Origin of the sequence: Chitinophaga pinensis DSM 2588, assembly GCF_000024005.1 — a bacterium.
Lineage (GTDB): Bacteria > Bacteroidota > Bacteroidia > Chitinophagales > Chitinophagaceae > Chitinophaga > Chitinophaga pinensis.
Window position 1 is genome coordinate 6,568,405 of sequence record NC_013132.1, and the last position, 17,015, is coordinate 6,585,419.

The 17,015-nt window shown below is 43.8% G+C and carries 14 protein-coding genes; 4 read left to right on the forward strand and 10 right to left on the reverse strand.

Annotated features, from left to right (window positions below):
• Positions 1–92: 92 nt before the first annotated feature.
• Positions 93–797 carry a response regulator transcription factor gene (locus CPIN_RS25750; RefSeq protein WP_012792795.1) on the reverse strand — a complete coding sequence of 235 codons (705 nt, stop codon included), beginning with the start codon at positions 795–797 and terminating at the stop codon, positions 93–95.
• Between the two features lie 527 nt (positions 798–1,324).
• Here CPIN_RS25750 and CPIN_RS25755 point away from each other — a divergent pair.
• From CPIN_RS25755 to CPIN_RS25765, 3 genes are all read left to right on the forward strand, one after another.
• Positions 1,325–1,837 (forward strand): UpxY family transcription antiterminator, encoded by a 513-nt coding sequence (locus CPIN_RS25755; protein ID WP_012792797.1) that lies wholly within the window; start codon positions 1,325–1,327, stop codon positions 1,835–1,837.
• Between the two features lie 110 nt (positions 1,838–1,947).
• Positions 1,948–3,381, forward strand: coding sequence for a M56 family metallopeptidase (locus CPIN_RS25760; protein WP_012792798.1), 1,434 nt, complete (start codon positions 1,948–1,950; stop codon positions 3,379–3,381).
• A gap of 104 nt (positions 3,382–3,485) precedes the next feature.
• Positions 3,486–5,942 (forward strand): TonB-dependent receptor, encoded by a 2,457-nt coding sequence (locus tag CPIN_RS25765; protein WP_012792799.1) that lies wholly within the window; start codon positions 3,486–3,488, stop codon positions 5,940–5,942.
• Positions 5,943–6,016: 74 nt separating this feature from the next.
• Here CPIN_RS25765 and CPIN_RS25770 read toward each other — a convergent pair whose 3' ends face one another.
• The 6 genes from CPIN_RS25770 to CPIN_RS37030 all read right to left on the reverse strand — a co-directional run bounded on the left by CPIN_RS25770 (position 6,017) and on the right by CPIN_RS37030 (position 13,644).
• On the reverse strand, positions 6,017–6,742 hold the full coding sequence (locus CPIN_RS25770) for a DUF7003 family protein (RefSeq protein WP_012792800.1): 726 nt from the start codon (positions 6,740–6,742) through the stop codon (positions 6,017–6,019).
• A gap of 123 nt (positions 6,743–6,865) precedes the next feature.
• Positions 6,866–8,629, reverse strand: coding sequence for a RagB/SusD family nutrient uptake outer membrane protein (locus CPIN_RS25775; protein WP_012792801.1), 1,764 nt, complete (start codon positions 8,627–8,629; stop codon positions 6,866–6,868).
• Between the two features lie 11 nt (positions 8,630–8,640).
• Positions 8,641–11,655, reverse strand: coding sequence for a SusC/RagA family TonB-linked outer membrane protein (locus CPIN_RS25780; RefSeq protein WP_012792802.1), 3,015 nt, complete (start codon positions 11,653–11,655; stop codon positions 8,641–8,643).
• Positions 11,656–11,993: 338 nt separating this feature from the next.
• Positions 11,994–12,401, reverse strand: coding sequence for a hypothetical protein (locus CPIN_RS25785; RefSeq protein ID WP_012792804.1), 408 nt, complete (start codon positions 12,399–12,401; stop codon positions 11,994–11,996).
• 144 nt (positions 12,402–12,545) lie between these two features.
• Positions 12,546–13,028: an LIC11966 family surface protein gene (locus CPIN_RS25790; protein WP_012792805.1), complete on the reverse strand. Its 483-nt coding sequence runs from the start codon at positions 13,026–13,028 to the stop codon at positions 12,546–12,548.
• 94 nt (positions 13,029–13,122) lie between these two features.
• Positions 13,123–13,644, reverse strand: coding sequence for an SRPBCC family protein (locus tag CPIN_RS37030; RefSeq protein WP_012792806.1), 522 nt, complete (start codon positions 13,642–13,644; stop codon positions 13,123–13,125).
• A gap of 153 nt (positions 13,645–13,797) precedes the next feature.
• Between CPIN_RS37030 and CPIN_RS25800 the strand changes: the two genes are divergently transcribed.
• Complete coding sequence (locus CPIN_RS25800) at positions 13,798–14,772, forward strand: GlxA family transcriptional regulator (RefSeq protein WP_012792807.1); 975 nt, start codon at positions 13,798–13,800, stop codon at positions 14,770–14,772.
• 13 nt (positions 14,773–14,785) lie between these two features.
• Here the strand turns inward: CPIN_RS25800 and CPIN_RS25805 are convergent, their stop codons facing one another.
• The 3 genes from CPIN_RS25805 to CPIN_RS25815 form a co-directional block, all read right to left on the reverse strand.
• The gene (locus CPIN_RS25805; protein WP_012792808.1) at positions 14,786–15,421 is read right to left on the reverse strand and encodes an alpha-ketoglutarate-dependent dioxygenase AlkB family protein; all 636 of its coding nucleotides are present in this window, start codon (positions 15,419–15,421) and stop codon (positions 14,786–14,788) included.
• Positions 15,422–15,579: 158 nt separating this feature from the next.
• Positions 15,580–16,119, reverse strand: a complete 540-nt coding sequence (locus CPIN_RS25810; RefSeq protein ID WP_012792809.1) for a DUF4142 domain-containing protein — start codon at positions 16,117–16,119, stop codon at positions 15,580–15,582.
• A gap of 114 nt (positions 16,120–16,233) precedes the next feature.
• Positions 16,234–17,004: an SDR family oxidoreductase gene (locus tag CPIN_RS25815; RefSeq protein ID WP_012792810.1), complete on the reverse strand. Its 771-nt coding sequence runs from the start codon at positions 17,002–17,004 to the stop codon at positions 16,234–16,236.
• Between the last annotated feature and the right edge of the window lie 11 nt (positions 17,005–17,015).

Sequence of the window (17,015 nt, forward strand, 5' to 3'; positions counted from 1 at the left end):
AATGCGACAGCGCTATTAAAAATTAGTATCGACAAATTAGTCGAAACAACTGAGGCGAAGTAGAGTGCTATTACTAATTCTCACTTCGGATTTTACGAAACAATGTTAAAACATGATGCACTTTTCCGCACATCAGTTTTCTCCTTCTCAATAATCTTTTTTGATATCCCATATTTCAGCAAACCAACTGTAGAGCGAACACCCAATTTCTCCTTCATATCCTGCCTTATTTTTTCTATTGACCTGATACTAAGAAAGAGTTCTTCCGCTATCTCACGATTGTTCTTTTCATCCCACAACATCTGCAGAATTTTCTTTTCACGGTCATTTAGTTCAACAGTCGAAGTCTGAAGATGCTCACCAAGCTTATTCTGGCGATTCCAATACAAAGCTTCTGTCAACAATTTATTACAATAAAGCTTATTGTTGGAAGCCATTAATATTGCCTGAAGCAATTCCTCCGGCTCGTCGGTTTTAGAAATATATCCGTGTATCCCATAGTCCAGCAGTTCACTTATCAGATGTAATTCCGTACAACCGGATACGATCAGCACCTTGATCTCAGGATACTCTCTGCGAATAAAAGCTAAAACATCCAGGGCATTCAGATTGGACATAAATACATCTAACAGTAAGACATCAACGGGGAAATCTTTTAATTTGTGGAAAAGCTCGGAGATATCCGATGTTTGTATTAATACATTAATATTATCCTGTTCTAAAAGATAATTTTTAAGCACTTTACGAAACAATAGGAGATCATCTACAATTGCTAAATTGATCGTCTCTGCCGGCATAGAGTATAGTTATTTAGAGTAACGCAAATGTTAATGTCTAATGGTGTTATCAATGGTTACATAGGTCAACTCGTATACGAACATGCATAAAAATCATCTGCCACCTTAAGGTGGAAAAAGGTTTTCCTCCCGGACCCATTTTTTCTGCACTCTATAAACAAGAGCCAGGCATCTCATAACTAATTTTTTTAAAATACAAAGATGTAAAAGCAGATACTACTAGGCTAACCTTTTACATAACGCGGTGTTAGCGCATGACGGGCAACATACTTATTAATAAATATAGTGAAGAAAACCCCAAATTAGAAATACCTAAACAAATTTATTTCAATAAAATATATAAATCACATTACATTTTCACTGCATCATGAATACACTCAAGACTGTACTTGACTTACAAATACTTTTGGTAAAAACCGCAATGAAAAAACGTAACATTACTAAATAACTCCTCGACAATCTTGAATAATTTACCCATCACACGATAAACTCAGGCCCCCCAGTTCACTTTTTAACCCATAATAGCCATGAATAAACTTATTGAAGGCTGGTATGCATTATACACCATGCCCAGACACGAAAAGAAATTACACACCCGACTATCTGAATTAAATGTCACATCTTTTTTACCAATGACCCGGATGCTCCGTACCTGGCATGACAGGAAAAAATATGTCGAAATGCCACTCTTTCCCTCCTACATTTTCGTTTACCTCAATAACATCGAGCACTATTATAACGTACTCAATACAAATGGCGCCCTGTATTATGTAAAAACGGGTAACGAACTATCCCGCATCAGTGAGCAGATTATTCATTATATCCGTATAGTTTCCGAACAAAGTACCGGGATAGAATTATCCGCGGACTATTTTCCTCCCGGAAAAGAACTACTGATCAGCAGTGGTCCGCTCGCCGGTTTTTCCTGCGAAGTGGTATCTTATAAGAATAGCGAGAAGATACTGGTACGGGTCAGCCTGCTACAAAGAAGCCTCCTTTGCTCCTATACTGCTGATTCTCTAGGAGAAAAACTTACCTGACTTTCAAAAAAAAAGTTATAGTTTTTTTCGTACGAAAAAAATCGTACCTTCATTTCAGCTTAGTGATAACACTAGAATTACGGAACTCAAAACGGTATAAACTTCACGCTATGCAATTATCTTTTCTTCCTGAACCTTTGCTGAAAGCAATATGCTGGACGCTGATACATTCTCTTTGGGAAGGGCTTGTAATAACCCTACTCGCCGGCCTTGTTATTATTATAACAAGAAAAACCATCCCCACTTTGCGATACAACCTCTTGTCGGGACTTTTTCTGCTATTTATAATTGTATCCGGCTTTACCTTCCAGCGAGTGTACAGGACCTTTTCAAATGACCGCATAGCCCTCTCAGGTGTAGCTCCCCAAACCACAGTTGTGCAGCAGGATGCTTCTTTCCCTCCTGCTATTATACAAAAGGACAAGGTGTACGAGCAGCGGCCGTTCAGTGAAAGATTTATCGCCTATTTTGACAGACACGCCCCACTGATTGTTACTATATGGTTTATTATATTCAGCTGCAAGTTTGTAATAATGCTCTCCTCACTGAACTACCTGCAAAGAATAAGATACCGTAAAACGCATCAACCTGACTCCTACTGGAAACAAAGAATAAACACCTTCAGGCGGCAATTAGGGATAACGAAAGCCGTACTCCTGCTGGAGTCAGAAATTGTGAAGGCACCGGCTGTAATTGGATTTCTCAAGCCAGTTATATTAATTCCCTTCGGGCTGATGTCCCAGTTACCGGCAGATCAGATCGAAGCGATTCTACTACATGAACTGGCTCACATAAAACGTAGGGATTACCTGGTAAACCTTATGCAGAGCTTTGCAGAAATGATATTCTTTTTTAATCCGGCCATATTATGGCTTTCTGCCCTCATACGTCAGGAAAGGGAGCATTGCTGCGATGATATCGCCATTGCCGTTACCAAGGATAAAGGCAAGTTTATCAATGCACTCGTCGCCTTTCAGGATCATAATATATCCATGACATATGAAATGGCCTTTCCCGGAAGGAAAAATCAACTGCTGGAAAGAGTAAAACGCATCCTCAACAATAACAATACAACTTTGAATGTTATGGAAAAGATCTCATTAATCTCCTGTTTCGTTGTTATCAGCGTCTTCGCTGTTGCATTTTCAACCCCTGAACAACAACCCTCAGCCTCATACACGCAGTCGCTTATTAGGACGACACCTCAAAACATAAAAACCATGGATACAACAGCACCACTAGTAAGCGCTCCTCCACTTAGTATGGAAGAATTAAAAGAGCGGAATGAGCAATCCGCAGCTGCTGCAAGGCAAAATGTAGAAAAGTTGTCCAGAGAGAATGAAGAAACCCAGCATAAAATTATATCAGATATCGTTAAAGCTAAAGTCGTAACAGATAAAGCACAGCTTTTCTCTTACAAATTAAGTAATACCGAGTTCCTGGTTAATGATGTGAAACAACCCACAACCCTTTTCGAAAAATTCAAAGAAAAATATATAAAATCACCTGGTACAACTGTACTCAGCTACCAGCGTGTGCCGTAAAATAAGCATCGTATAAACACTTTATAATATTACCCTATAGGTTTCCGCCACCGGAACCCTATGGGGCACTTATGCCCCTTCACATAAATTCCTTCCTTCAAAATATGAAGACACTATCCGCTACTATCGTTACTGTCATATTTCTGATCAACACTGCCCTCGGGCAGGCAAACGCTATGAGGCTCACAGGCTCCGTCACGGATGACCAGGGAATGCCCTTACCAGGTGTTTCATTAGCACTGCTACATGCCAGTGATTCTTCCCTGCAAAAAACCGGTATCACAAAAGAAAACGGAACGTTTATTTTTGAAGATCTGAAAAGTGGAAGATACCTGCTGATAGCAACATATATCGGATTTAAAAGGTATCTCAGTTCGGCCATAAATATTGATACAATACAGCAGGATGTCGCCTTGCCTAACATTAAGCTGCAAAAAGGCGATGGAGGCAACCTGAAGGAACTGACCGTTATCGGACAAAAGCCATTCCTGGAGCAAAAAATTGACAGAACGATCGTTAACGTCGAGGCGATGGTATCAAATACCGGCACCAATGCATTGGAAGTCCTTCAAAAATCTCCTGGTATCGTCGTGGATGAAAATGGAGAAATAAGTTTGAAAGGCAAATCGGGTGTTGTAGTATATATAGATAACAAACCAACCTATTTGTCAGGTTCCCAGCTTGCCAGTTATCTCAAATCCTTACCGGCAGGCACCCTTGAGAAAATAGAAATTATGACCAATCCTCCTGCCAGATATGATGCCAGTGGAAACGCCGGTGTCATTAATATTCTGACCAAACGTGCGAAAATAAAAGGCTTTAATGGCAATATTGCTGCCAACTATAGTCAGGGTATCTACTGGCGGACAGATGAAAGTCTTAATATCAATTTCCGCAGCAACAAAATAGCTATCCTGCTGAACGCCAGCTATAACAATCAGAATACCTTCCGTAAACTCGATCTGAACAGGAACTATTTTGATGCCGAAAATAAGCTTACATCCATATTTCAACAAACGACACGCTTCAAAAATGAAAGTGTCTCCTATAATGCGCAAACCCGTCTTGATTATTATGTATCTGATAAAACAACCATTGGTGTAGCATGGAGTGGTCTGGATACAAGGCCCGTTGACCGCCGGAGTATCTATAGCCAGCTACTCAGCAGTACAATGAAACTGGATTCCACAGTGGAAGCAGCTAACGCGCAATTTTCTAAGTTTACAAAATCCAATTTCAACCTCAATTTTAGTCACCAATTTGACAGTACAGGTAAATTACTGACTGTTGACCTTGATTATATCCACTATGACATCAATAATGACCTCTCTTTTGAAAACCGGCTATACCTTGATGGCCACATCTTCAAAAGCGAAGAAAAAACAGTAGGAGAACTCCCAACTGGTATAAAAATATATTCTGCTAAAGCGGATTATAGCTTCAACCTTTTTAAGAAAATAAAAGCGGAAACAGGCGTAAAAACAAGCTATGTATCTACCGACAATCAGGCCAGTTATTTTGATATTATAGATGACCAAAGAGTCCTGGATTACGATCTCTCGAATCAATTTATCTACAAGGAAAATATAAATGCAGGTTACATCAACCTGTACCGCGATATTAAACGGTTTTCATTTCAGTTGGGACTAAGGCTTGAAAATACGATATCAGAGGGACATCAGCTGGGTAATGCGATGAAGGCTGACTCTTCTTTCAAACGCGATTATACTAACCTTTTCCCGACTTTCTATATGTCGTATAAACTTGATAGCGCTGCCAGAAATCAGCTTATCTTCTCATATGGCCGCCGGATAAGCCGCCCATATTATCAGGACCTGAATCCCTTCATATCTCCCCTGGATAAATTCAGCTATTTTGCAGGAAATCCTTTTCTCAAACCGGAGTTCTCTCACAACTTCGAATTCTCCTGGTTCTTTAAAAGCAAAATTCTGACTACTCTCATGTATAATTATGCTACAGACCTGCGATCTGAAACAATAGAGCAGACAAATACAACATTTATCAGTAGGCCGGGAAATATCGGAACAAGAAATTATAAAGGAATCTCTGTGAATGTCTATCAACAGTTCACCAAATGGTGGAGCGCAAATATCTATACAGAGGTCATCAATAACCACTTTAATGGGATGCTTTACGGACAACCATTAAGTACCGGCGGTACATATTGGTATTCCAACGTAAACAATCAATTCAGGTTTGGGAATGGCTGGAGTGCAGAATTGAGTGGATTCTATATTACAAAAAGCGTTACAGCTCAATTCGATAAAAATTCTATGTGGCAGCTGAATACAGGCTTGCAAAAGTCAGTACTGAAAGATAAAGGAACACTAAAACTGAGTATCCGGGACATTTTCCATAGCATCCGCTCAGATGGTAATATCACCAATATAGCTATGACCACTGCTTCTTTCAGAAACTATCTCGATACACAGGTAGCGACCATCGGTTTTGTCTACAATTTTGGAAAAAATTTCAACCAGCGCCAACGGAAAACAGGAAGCGCACAGAACGAACAAAACCGCGTCAAAGATTCTAACTGAGATCAAGAGATCTGTATACAACATACAGCCCGCCTTTAGTTAAGGCGGGCTGTATGTTGTATTGGGTGTGCGCTTTACAGTGTACCTCCGTCAGGCCAGTTCTTCCAATGATTATTCGCCGCTTTTGTTGGCTGATAATATGCCGGATCGCCCGTCTCCAGCATCTGCGCGATCAACTGAAAAGTCTCTGTTGAAGAAGGTTTCTCCTCTCCTGCCAGGTCATTATGATGCCATTCATCCAGTCTTAATACCAGTGGCAGGTCCTTTGGAATCCTGTCCCTTATCTCTTCTTCCAGTGCCAGAAATCCTTCTCTGTGGTCAACGATCACAGCCCGTAAGAACTCCCATATACGGATAGCCGGGGCCTTCTCCAGTTCTACGCCACGGGCGCTGTAATAGGCCGGATCATGCGAAACAGGGATCGTTTCCCCGTTCAGCAACATAGAGACTGCTTTCGGATGCAGCGTATCTCTTTTCTCCGGATCAAAAGTATCGCCATCTTCACAATCGTCTGTTACGGACAGAAAATTAAAGTTCTGTACACCAGGCTCAAACGGCAGACAATTACCAAAAAAATAAAGGCAATTTTCAATTCCGCTATGACCACCGGCACGGTAATTATACCCTATTACTTCAATGAGCAGGATCCATCTTTCCCGATCACCATAAGCTGACAAACGGGAATCCGCAAGGTAAACATACCCGTTGTCCAGCATGGGAAATTGAAATTTCTCTGCATAGTCATCGAGTTGTGCCAATATATCGGCGGCAGTAAATGTTGCCTGAAATGTTGTATCCATTCAATGCTTCTTTTAGAATAACACGACAATGTATAAAAATTCACAGACAACATCCCTATAAATAAAAAGGCCCGCCAAACGGCAGGCCTTTTATACTCAGTGTGTGTTAAAGAAATACCTTGATTAGTATTTATCGTTCTGGGTGTAAATTTTGGTAGCATCCATAGTAGACTGAGGGATCGGATAGATCCTTCTGAATGGCTGAGATGCTGGTTTTGCGGTACCTGCCAGATCGAATTTACCGAAACGGATAGCGGCCTTTCTTCTGTACATTTCCCAATACATTTCGTAACCGGTTTCGTTATACAGTGCCTGCTCTGTCAGTGTGGTCAACTCTTTACCAGGCGCATTGTTGTACAGTGCTTCACGGGTTCTGGTAGTACGTAATTTGTTCAGATCAGCCAATGCCAGGTTAGCCTGATTCTTACGGAAGTAAGCTTCTGCTCTCATACAATACATACCACCCAGGCGATACAATGGAATATCCACGTTGCTGGAGCTGTTATCTCTCTCCGGATCGAATTCCCATTTGAACACGCGTACACCACGGTTGATCTGTGCCTGTGTAAACACTGCCTGAACCGGATTATCAAAATTCAGCTCAGGAGTGAAGTCCATTGGCAGAGACGTATTTTTTTCGCAGGTCAGTTTGCTTACTTTAATACGGCCGTCAGCTGTCATTTCGAAAGTACCGTTCGACAGCAGTTTCGGACCATATTGCTGACCAGCCAGCAGACCACGGTTGAAGTGGAACCAAGGCAGAGAAGCACTGTTAGGAACGATGCTGGTTGCAGGTACACTTACGTCAGTACCATCGTTCATGAACCAGGTACCGTCAGCGTACTGATAGTGGCGGGAGAAACGAGGGTCATCGTGGTTGTTATCCCAGGTGGCGTAGAACTCAGGAGTGATACAGGAAGCGTTTGTTCCCCTGTTAGCAGGAGAAGGCTTCTGGTTTCTTTCCATTGACATATAAGCGAAATCGTTGTCGCTGTTACGCAGGGTATTGATCTGCTGAACAACAACGAAGATCAGCTCAGGAGCGCCGGTGTTGCTGATATCGAAGTTTTTGAAGTAATTGCTTTCCAGGTGGAATGCAGGATCGTTAATGAGTTTTGAAGTATACTCAATTACTTTATCCATGTCTGTACCTGTACCGCCTACGGCTGCTTCATCAAATTTGAAGCTGGCAGCATAACGGTCTTTGAATACAGCACGGTTCAGGTACATATCAGCCAGCAGTGCATAAGCAGCCTGTTTGGTGAAACGACCATTGTGTGTATTCTGCTCTTTCAGGTTAGCCAGATCAGGCAGGATCGCTTCTACGTCTTTGATCAGTTCATCGATCGCGTCAGCAGCTTTTCTTACAGTTGCCGGTGCATTTACATCAGCCGGATCACGGTAAGGAGCCTGTCCGTACATGTCGAGGGTATGGAAAGTGTAGAAGTCCAGCAGACCTTTCGCTTCTGCCAGGAACAGCTTTTTGTTGGCAAAATCAGCTTTACCATTAATAGCGCTAATCGCTGTCAGGGACTTGGTTATTCCTGCGTTCAGGTTGTTCCAGGTGTTGGTTACAACAGAATTGTCAGGCGCCCAGGTGAACTCGTGTACAGCCCGCCATACACCACCGTCACCCCAGTCACTACCACGGGTAGGCAGCATAGCCTCATCCGTAGAATATTCCTGCAAAGCAAATACGTTACCATGGTCCACGAAAGTACCATCGCCCAGCTGACCATAAGCGGCTGCCAGTGCATTCTCAGGATTTGAATTGTTTGAACCCAGTACCTCATCGATCACTTGTTCTTTGAGGTCTGTACAACCCGTCATTGCAACAGTCAGTGCAACGCAGGCCAGCATATGAAGTTTAAATGATTTCTTTCTCATGATCTAATCTCTTAAAATTTAACTGTTGCGCCGAAGAGGAATGTTTTTGCAGCCGGATAAGTAGTGTAATCTATACCCAGAGACTGGTTACCACCAACTGTTTTGGTAGTGTTTACCAGCGGATCGTAACCAGAGTAACCAGTGATGGTCAGCAGGTTAGAAGCACTTACATATACGTTAACGGATTTCAGCCACTGTACGCGCTCAAGCGGTAAAGTGTATCCGAGACGCAGGTTGCTTAAACGAACGAAGTCAGATTTCTCCAGATATAAAGTAGACAGCTGTACCGCATTTGCAGGGTTTGCGTTTGCTTCATAGAACTTTCTCAGTACATTACGGTCAGAAGCAAGGCTGTTGATGTTCAGATCCAGTGCAGTGTTGTTAACCAGGTAACCGCCTGTCTGTCCGATCACCGCAAATGACAGGTCGAACTTTTTGTAACGCATCTGGCTATTCAGACCAAAGTTGAAATTAGGAATAGCACCTTCGAAGATCTGTCTGTCAGCAGCGTTGATTACGCCGTCGTCGTTTTTGTCTTCAAAGATATCTTTACCATCCTTGTCATAACCCAGGTGTTTCAGCATGAAGAATGAACCCGCTTCGTAGCCATTCTTGTAGATGTTAGCGTTTACACCAGACAGACCAGGACCGGAAATGCTACCCGAGTAAAGTTCAGAAACCGGCAGATCTTTGATCACGTTAGAGATAGTAGCACCGTTCACATCCAGTGACCAGCTGAAATCTTTTGTACGGATCAGGGTAGTTCCCAGGGTGAACTCGAATCCTTTGTTCACGATGCTGGCGTCTACGTTTTTCCATACGGTAGTGGTTGGGCTCAGCGGACCAGAAGGGATGTTCAGGATAGGATCTTTGGTAGTCTTGTTATAGTACTCCACGGAACCGTATAATTTACCCTTGAACAGGTCGAAGTCAGCACCGATGTTATACTGTTGTACCATTTCCCATTTCAGGTTCGGGTTAGCAGTACGGTTTACCAGTACACCATTTACCACTTTCAGGTCGTCATACAGGTAGTAACCTGCTGAAGTAGCCAGAGAGTAGCTTGCCTGTGTGATTTTGTTTGGTACTTCCTGGTTACCAGTCTGACCCCAGCTAGCTCTCAGCTTTAAGTTCTGAATAGCGCTGATGTCTTTCATGAAACCTTCCTGAGACAGGGTCCAGCCCAGTGCGAAGGATGGGAAGTAACCATATTTTTTACTTTCACCGAAACGGGTAGAACCATCTGCACGGAGGGAGGCTGTTACCAGGTAACGGTTATCGTAATTATAGTTTACACGTCCGAAGTAAGACTGTAATTCATTCTCCTGTGCGTAACCACTTGGAATGGTTGGCGTACCGGAATAACCCGGGTTGTATTCAGGATCTACACCCTGTCCCTGTTTTGCGATATTGATCATACCGAAAGCAGTACCAGCGAATTTAAACTGCTGATAAGAGAAACCACCCAATACTTCGAATGAATGTTTATCGATAGAACGGTTATAAGTCAGGTACTGATCCAGCAGGGTTGTATGTGACTGCAGGTTGTTCTGTGCATAAGCTCCCAGTGGCGTTCTGTCCGTAATGTTCGGATAGATGGTAGAGTTACGCTCAGAAGTTGACTTATCGATGCCGTAGTTAATACGATAGTTCAGACCTTTGAACAGTCTCAGGGACGCTTCTACGTTACCCAGTACACGGAAGGTGTTAGTTTTATCTTTATAGATGCTCAACAGATAAGCAGGGTTATAGTGAGCGTTCATGTTAAAGTTGGTATAACCACCCAGAGAATCATATACTGAACGGGTAGGGTTAGCCATCAGTGCATGAATGATCAGCTGACCATCAGAACCTGCGGTATTACCGTTAGGGATACCGGTTTCGTCGATATCACTTGCAGTCAGGTTCAGCTTAACAACCAGGCGCCTGTCGTCGAAGAAAGATTCTTCCGCATTCAGTCTTGCAGTTGTTCTTTTGAATGAGCTGGTTTCAACGATACCATCCTGGTCCATACGGGAGAAAGACGCCATATAGCTACCGGTGTTGGTAGTTTTAGCGAAAGACAGGTTATGGTTCTGTACAAATGCATTGCGATAGATCACATCCTGCCAGTCAGTATTGCCTTTGTGGTCATAAGCCGGATCTTTGATCGCTTTACGATATTCGTCAGCATTCAGTACGTCCAGTTTTTTGATCACTTTAGAAGTACCGAGGTACGCATCGTAAGTCAGTGTAGAAGTTCCTCTGCTACCACGTTTGGTAGTAATCAGTACCACACCGTTAGAACCCCTTGCACCGTAGATAGCCGCTGCAGAAGCGTCTTTCAGAACGGTGATGGTTTCAATATCGCTGGTGTTCAGGAAGTTCAGCGGGTTTTTAGGTTCAGAAGAACCCAGACCGAAGTCTGTACCTCCTGCACTCACGTTATCATTACTCAATGGAATACCATCCACTACGAAAAGCGGAGTACTACCACTACGGATAGAACCCACACCACGGATGAATACATCCACACCTGCACCAGGTTCACCGCTGGACTGTGCGATACGCACACCAGATACTTTACCCTGGAGCATGTTGTCAACAGAGACGTTTACACCCTGTTTGATATTGTCTGCTTTCAGCTGGGTCAGTGCACCGGTTACGTCAGCCTTGGTCTGGCTACCATAACCTACTACTACTACCTCGCCCAGCTGGCTGTTGCTGCCTGACAAGGTAATACGCATTGGCGTACTGGTGGCTACCACTTCCTGTTGGGTGTAACCAATGAAGGTGATCACCAGTTTGTCGCCTGCAGCTCCCTGCAAGGTAAATTCTCCGCGCTCGTTAGTCGTTGTACCCTTGTTGGAGGCCAGCGATTTGATCGAAGCGCCTGGTATCGGCGCACCATCGGAACCGACTACCACTCCCTTGATAGGTTCCTGACGGGCTACCTGATCATATACAAAATGACCTGCCGCGTTGGCCATGGAAGGGCTAACGGCCGAAAGCCATACCGCTACCATTAAAAGAAACTGCTTGTTCATGCAATCTACTATTATGCTTTATGTAAATAGACGTGTTAATTTCGACCTGACGGTCATTGCATCTTCGTGTTGTGTCGATTTATCTTCTATCGTTAAACGACTATGTTTGGCTGAGGATCGTCCGGAATGCTACCAATGTAATACACAGACTCTAAGGCAAAGTCTCCGGACATAACATTAAGATAGGTAAATTTGTTGTCTTGCTTGTAAAAATCCCCCATAAGTCAGCGTAGTTTGAAAATCGGGTGTAATATTAGGACGGTTTCCGGAATTTTAATATTAACGCAAGGTTATGTTTATTTTAATTCCGGCTACACAATCTGCAAATACCCTATAAATCAATGGGACTCCTCATTATGCTGCCCTTCTTTTTCCCACTCATTTCTTGGTCTACCGACCAGTATATCATGCGCACAATTCCATATGGAAACGTCCGTCTGTGAAACAACCACGTGTTCTTTCCATCCTGCAAATTTTTCACACAAGCGGAAGGTACATATATCTGTTGCCGTGATAAAAAACCCTGTTTCCGGAAGATGCGTATGCATGGTTGTAACATAGCCTCCCAGCTCGTCACGTAGCTTCGGATATTTTTCAAGTGCCAGGTCTGTTCCGTACCAGGAAGCCAATTCACTGCTGAAGAGAGTGGCCCCTTCCACCCCAATCTCGGCCAGTTCCGCCGTTTGTGCACGCAGTGAACCCCATACGGTATTTAATAAAAACAAAATAATCAGGATAGTCCTCATAGATATATTTGAGGAGCAAATATATTAATTTTCAATACATTGGATCAAACAGGGGGTATTTGAGGCATGTAAAAAGCCGGAAATGAAGGCATTAAAGTCCAATGCTTCACTTCCGGCGATCTGGGTTAACCGGTCTTATGCCCCTTATTTCGCGTATTTCTTCTCAAAAGCATCAGAAGCCTTGTTGACCTCTTCTGCAGCTTGTTCGAACGCACTATTGATATGATTCAGTGCTTTTTCTTCTTTGGCCGCCGTTGCCTCGTCAGCTATACCTGCCTTACGGATGGTGATCAATTCCCTGTAATCATCCGTCACGACCTTTTTGTAAGTCCGGAGACCATTCAGTACACCTTTCTGCAATACATCATCGCCTTTATAGCTGCCCAGGTCTTCCACTTTCTTTATCTGCTTATCCAGTGTTGCCGACCAGGTGCTTCTTGCCTGCTCTGCACGGGTATAATCCTTTGAATTCATTGCCTCGTTCATGCCGGCCATCTGCTTTTCATTGTCATTGATCACAGTGATCAGCTCATTATTGTAGGAGGCTACATCCATGGACGAATTGCAGGCTGCCATTGTACAAGCAGCTGCCAGCGCGAATAAGGAAGTTGTCATTTTTACAAACATATGTACAGTTTTATGTGTTTTCCAATACAACAAAACTAAACTGCACAGCAGGCTGTTCATATCCCGGAATTCAACTATTTTTCATAATAAAGTATCAGGCATTCTCCTGTTGCTCCATGGCTTGTTGCACCCTGGCCTGTTCAAGAAACTCCCCGCTCAGACAGGCAAATGGCAAGCCTTTACCCTTGTCCAGTAATTGCTGCAGACTATTAACCGTCTGATTCCACCCCTGTTCACAGATTGCCCAGCATTCAAATGCCGGCGTCAATCCCTCATGTATCAGGGTTAATGTCGTCTCCGTTCCCCCGCCGGTAATGTTCCAGATAACCTTTGTACCTACCCATTCTTTAGGATTATCTACAGGTCTGGTACCCGGAGGCGCCTGCTGATGTGTGTCCATACAATACCATTCTACCTGCTGATCTTTCACAAGGGCTGCAATCTTCATCTGAAAGAAGGAAGGACCAAACCTTACAATAAATACATCATTCAGCTCCTTTGCAGCGCCTTCAAAAGCCTCAGACCACCACTCAGGGATCCGTTGTGTAATGGCCGTAAATACATCCTGCGGAGCAGCAGCTATCTTCACGGAGTGCTGATAATCGGGTGTTTTCATTTGCTTTGATTTAAGGATTAAACTTTATCAAAACTAGCCAGAATAAGTGCTGCATACGCGTGGCAAAAATGCCAATTAAGCAGGACAATCCTGCCAGTCCCATATACTTATTCACCTGATTGGACGTAACTTGTACTTACGAAATAAGAAGGTATGCGCATCGCTGTTTTAAACTACCCTGACGCCGTTCCCACCTGTGTAACAGGTCCGGCAGATATATGGAGTGGCATGGCCCGTATGTATCCTGTTCTTACCGGTATACCGCTAAAAACAGCTATTCAGATTGATTTTATCACACCTGTTGATGGAAAATTATATGCAGGTGCACCGGCAGCGTTGCAATCAAAAACACTCGCCGCGAAAGAAGTATATGACCTGATCATCATCCCGGCCATGCGTTTTGAAAAGATCGAACTGGTCGTCGCCAGAGAACAATTGCTGATTAAATGGCTGCAACGGCAATACCTGCAGGGCGCTGAACTGGCCAGTATATGTGTAGGCGCATTCCTGCTTGCCGCTACCGGTTTGCTCAGTGGTAAAAAAGCGACTACCAACTGGCTCTTTGCAGATAAATTCAGGAGCCATCATCCTGAAATAGAAGTCCAGGATGATAAGGTCATTGTTGACCAGGGCCGCCTCTACTCCTGCGGAGGCGCCTTCAGCTTTACCAGCTTTATGATTTATCTGATTGAAAAATTCTGCGGACATGAAGAAGCTGTCATCGCATCAAAAATACTCATGATCAACGTGCATGAGCAGCCACAAAGCGCCTTTTCCATCTTTCAGTTCCAGCACACCCACGCAGATGAAACTATCTCTAAGGCACAGCAGCATATCGAAAAGAATTTTGGTCGGCCGATAACAATCGATCAACTGGCCCGGCACTGTAATATGAGCGAACGTAATTTCATCCGGAGATTCGAACAGGCGACAACCAATACACCGCTTGAATACATACAGCGTGTACGGGTGGAAGCTGCCAAGAAAATGCTGGAAGGAAAAAATGAAGGTATCGAACAGATTGCCTCAAAATGTGGGTACGAGGATACTGACTACTTCAGAAAAATATTCAAAAGGTATGTGGCAATGACTCCCCGTGCCTACCAGGAGAAGTACGGCAAAAGTTAAATAAAATGAGCACTCAATCCTCCCTGAATAACCCATAACTGGTATTCACTTCCGTATCCGATACGCGGAATGTAAGGTTGATCCGCGCCCCGATATTCCTGGAGGTCTTCGGTACATGATGCTCATAATGCTCCTGCATGGTTGGACCCATCAACAGAAAACTCCCATGTGTCAAAGGGATGTCCAGTGGCGCTATGTCCTTTCGTTCCTTATGCCGCACCTTAAACAAACGCGTCTCTCCGAAGGTTACAGAGGCTATCGCATAATGCTTCCCGCTGGAAGAAGGATGATCGCTGTGCCAGGATACAGAATCCTGCCCGTCCCGGTAATAGTTCAATAATACACGATTAAAGGTAATGCCGCAGGCAGTCTCTACTGCAGCCTTGATATCCAGCAATACAGGTGTCCAGGTATAACCATTCTGCCCGCCGTAAAAGGCAGTCAGACGGGGATCCGGCAGCGTTTTATCATACATCTTACGGGTACGCTGCTGCCAGGGCGTAGTTTCTCTTAATACACTGAAATATTCATCAGAAGCCTTCTTCTCAAAAAAACGCTCCCATAATTTTAATTCCGTATCAGGTAACTGGAAATCAGTAAAACGCTTTTGCCCCTCGTCAAACAGGTCGATATCCTCAAAAAGTGTCATAGGCTACAAAGATAGCAAAAACGGCTAAAATACTAATAATCTTAGTATTTCAACCGCTTTTTATTTGTTTCTTCCATTCTTTGAATATATTAGATAACCAGTCTCTTCACTGGTATCATTTCCGACAGCTTTCGCCGCCCAGACTAAGCCTGGCTTTTTTAACGGGCGATTAGCCGGAGTGCCATCGTATCTGCCATGGCCTTGTGCATTTTAATAGTTGGCAGATGTGCATTCGCATAATCCTTCAGCTTCTGAAGATTGCTGTTAGCTGCTGCATCCTCAAAAAGTGCAATCGTTTTCTCGTGATCTTTTATCTGCCCTTTGATGTAAGCCGTGTCAAACATCTGCGGAGACATCGTCTGCATATTGAGCCGGAGGTGGAAATGCGCACTGTCTGGCCCGTCCGGCAGGTTAACGCCCCAATCATTTGCAACGGCCTGCAAATCTTCCTGTGCCTTCGAATGATCTTCCTGCATGTGCTGACCAAACATTTTCACACCGGCATCTGCAGATAGAGAGTCTGCCAGTTTGCCCATGCTGACTTCTCCCCAGTTACCGTAAGAAGCCTGCATCATAAAATTCTCATCCCGATCAGATACTATCGGGTTATCGATTTCATCTTCATCGTCAGAACAGGCACTAAAGAACCCGCCGGAAACGACTAATCCTAGCCAAAAAAAGAACTTGATTTTTTTCATACAACTATTTTAAACGAATAAAAAATACATGACCTCCCGCATCCGGAACCGGATGCATGTAAGAATGTCAACAAGAAAAATACTAGTGGAATATCAGGCAACAATAGTTGCTGATCAGATCAGTTGCAGATGTGGACGGATCTTCACGTCAACGACATCGCATCTTTTAGGCTGTGAAACAACATATAAAACGGCAGCGGCGATATCTTCAGCAGTCAGCATTTCGAGCTTTTCTTCTTTTTGCTGCTGATCAGGTACACTCACTGGCTGCATATCTGTACCAACGGCGCCGGGTTCGATAAGCGATACCTTTATACCGAGTTCATTTACCTCCTTACGCAGACTTTCCGAAAATCCCTGTACGCCGGCTTTGGTAGCAACATACACCGAACTGTCCTTTTCCCGTACATCTGCACTCATGGAGCCGACGTTAACAATATGCCCGTCCTTGTGCTTTTTCATACGCTCCAATGCCTGCTGCGTACATGCGATGTACCCGAGAAGATTAGTATTAATGACCTTTTGCCAATCCTGATACCGACCGCTTTGCACCCCTTGCCAGGCCAATGCTGCGTTGTTAATAAGTATGTCCAGTTTATCAAACTGTTTGTCGGCTGTACTAAAGAGGCTGTCTATACCCGATTCTGTCGCCAGATCGGCCGTCAGTCCGGTAAGACTACCTTCCAGTTCTTCATGATTAACACTGCTAATCGTGTCTTTCAGGTGAACAGGATCTTCTCCGACTACGAGTACATTGGCGCCCCGGGATGCCATCAGAATAGCAGTGGCTCTCCCGATACCGGTTGTTCCACCGGTAATGATAACAGATTTACCCTGAATATCAGACGCCGGACGATTGTTGTTCTCATTCATTGTGTGTGTCATTGTTATTGGTT

Bases quoted from the DNA above. Each gene is read 5' to 3' on its own strand.
- CPIN_RS25750 (WP_012792795.1), bottom strand. From the start codon at position 797: ATGCCGGCAGAGACGATCAATTTAGCAATTGTAGATGATCTCCTATTG.
- CPIN_RS25755 (WP_012792797.1), top strand. From the start codon at position 1,325: ATGAATAAACTTATTGAAGGCTGGTATGCATTATACACCATGCCCAGA.
- CPIN_RS25760 (WP_012792798.1), top strand. From the start codon at position 1,948: ATGCAATTATCTTTTCTTCCTGAACCTTTGCTGAAAGCAATATGCTGG.
- CPIN_RS25765 (WP_012792799.1), top strand. From the start codon at position 3,486: ATGAAGACACTATCCGCTACTATCGTTACTGTCATATTTCTGATCAAC.
- CPIN_RS25770 (WP_012792800.1), bottom strand. From the start codon at position 6,742: ATGGATACAACATTTCAGGCAACATTTACTGCCGCCGATATATTGGCA.
- CPIN_RS25775 (WP_012792801.1), bottom strand. From the start codon at position 8,629: ATGAGAAAGAAATCATTTAAACTTCATATGCTGGCCTGCGTTGCACTG.
- CPIN_RS25780 (WP_012792802.1), bottom strand. From the start codon at position 11,655: ATGAACAAGCAGTTTCTTTTAATGGTAGCGGTATGGCTTTCGGCCGTT.
- CPIN_RS25785 (WP_012792804.1), bottom strand. From the start codon at position 12,401: ATGAGGACTATCCTGATTATTTTGTTTTTATTAAATACCGTATGGGGT.
- CPIN_RS25790 (WP_012792805.1), bottom strand. From the start codon at position 13,028: ATGTTTGTAAAAATGACAACTTCCTTATTCGCGCTGGCAGCTGCTTGT.
- CPIN_RS37030 (WP_012792806.1), bottom strand. From the start codon at position 13,644: ATGAAAACACCCGATTATCAGCACTCCGTGAAGATAGCTGCTGCTCCG.
- CPIN_RS25800 (WP_012792807.1), top strand. From the start codon at position 13,798: ATGCGCATCGCTGTTTTAAACTACCCTGACGCCGTTCCCACCTGTGTA.
- CPIN_RS25805 (WP_012792808.1), bottom strand. From the start codon at position 15,421: ATGACACTTTTTGAGGATATCGACCTGTTTGACGAGGGGCAAAAGCGT.
- CPIN_RS25810 (WP_012792809.1), bottom strand. From the start codon at position 16,119: ATGAAAAAAATCAAGTTCTTTTTTTGGCTAGGATTAGTCGTTTCCGGC.
- CPIN_RS25815 (WP_012792810.1), bottom strand. From the start codon at position 17,004: ATGACACACACAATGAATGAGAACAACAATCGTCCGGCGTCTGATATT.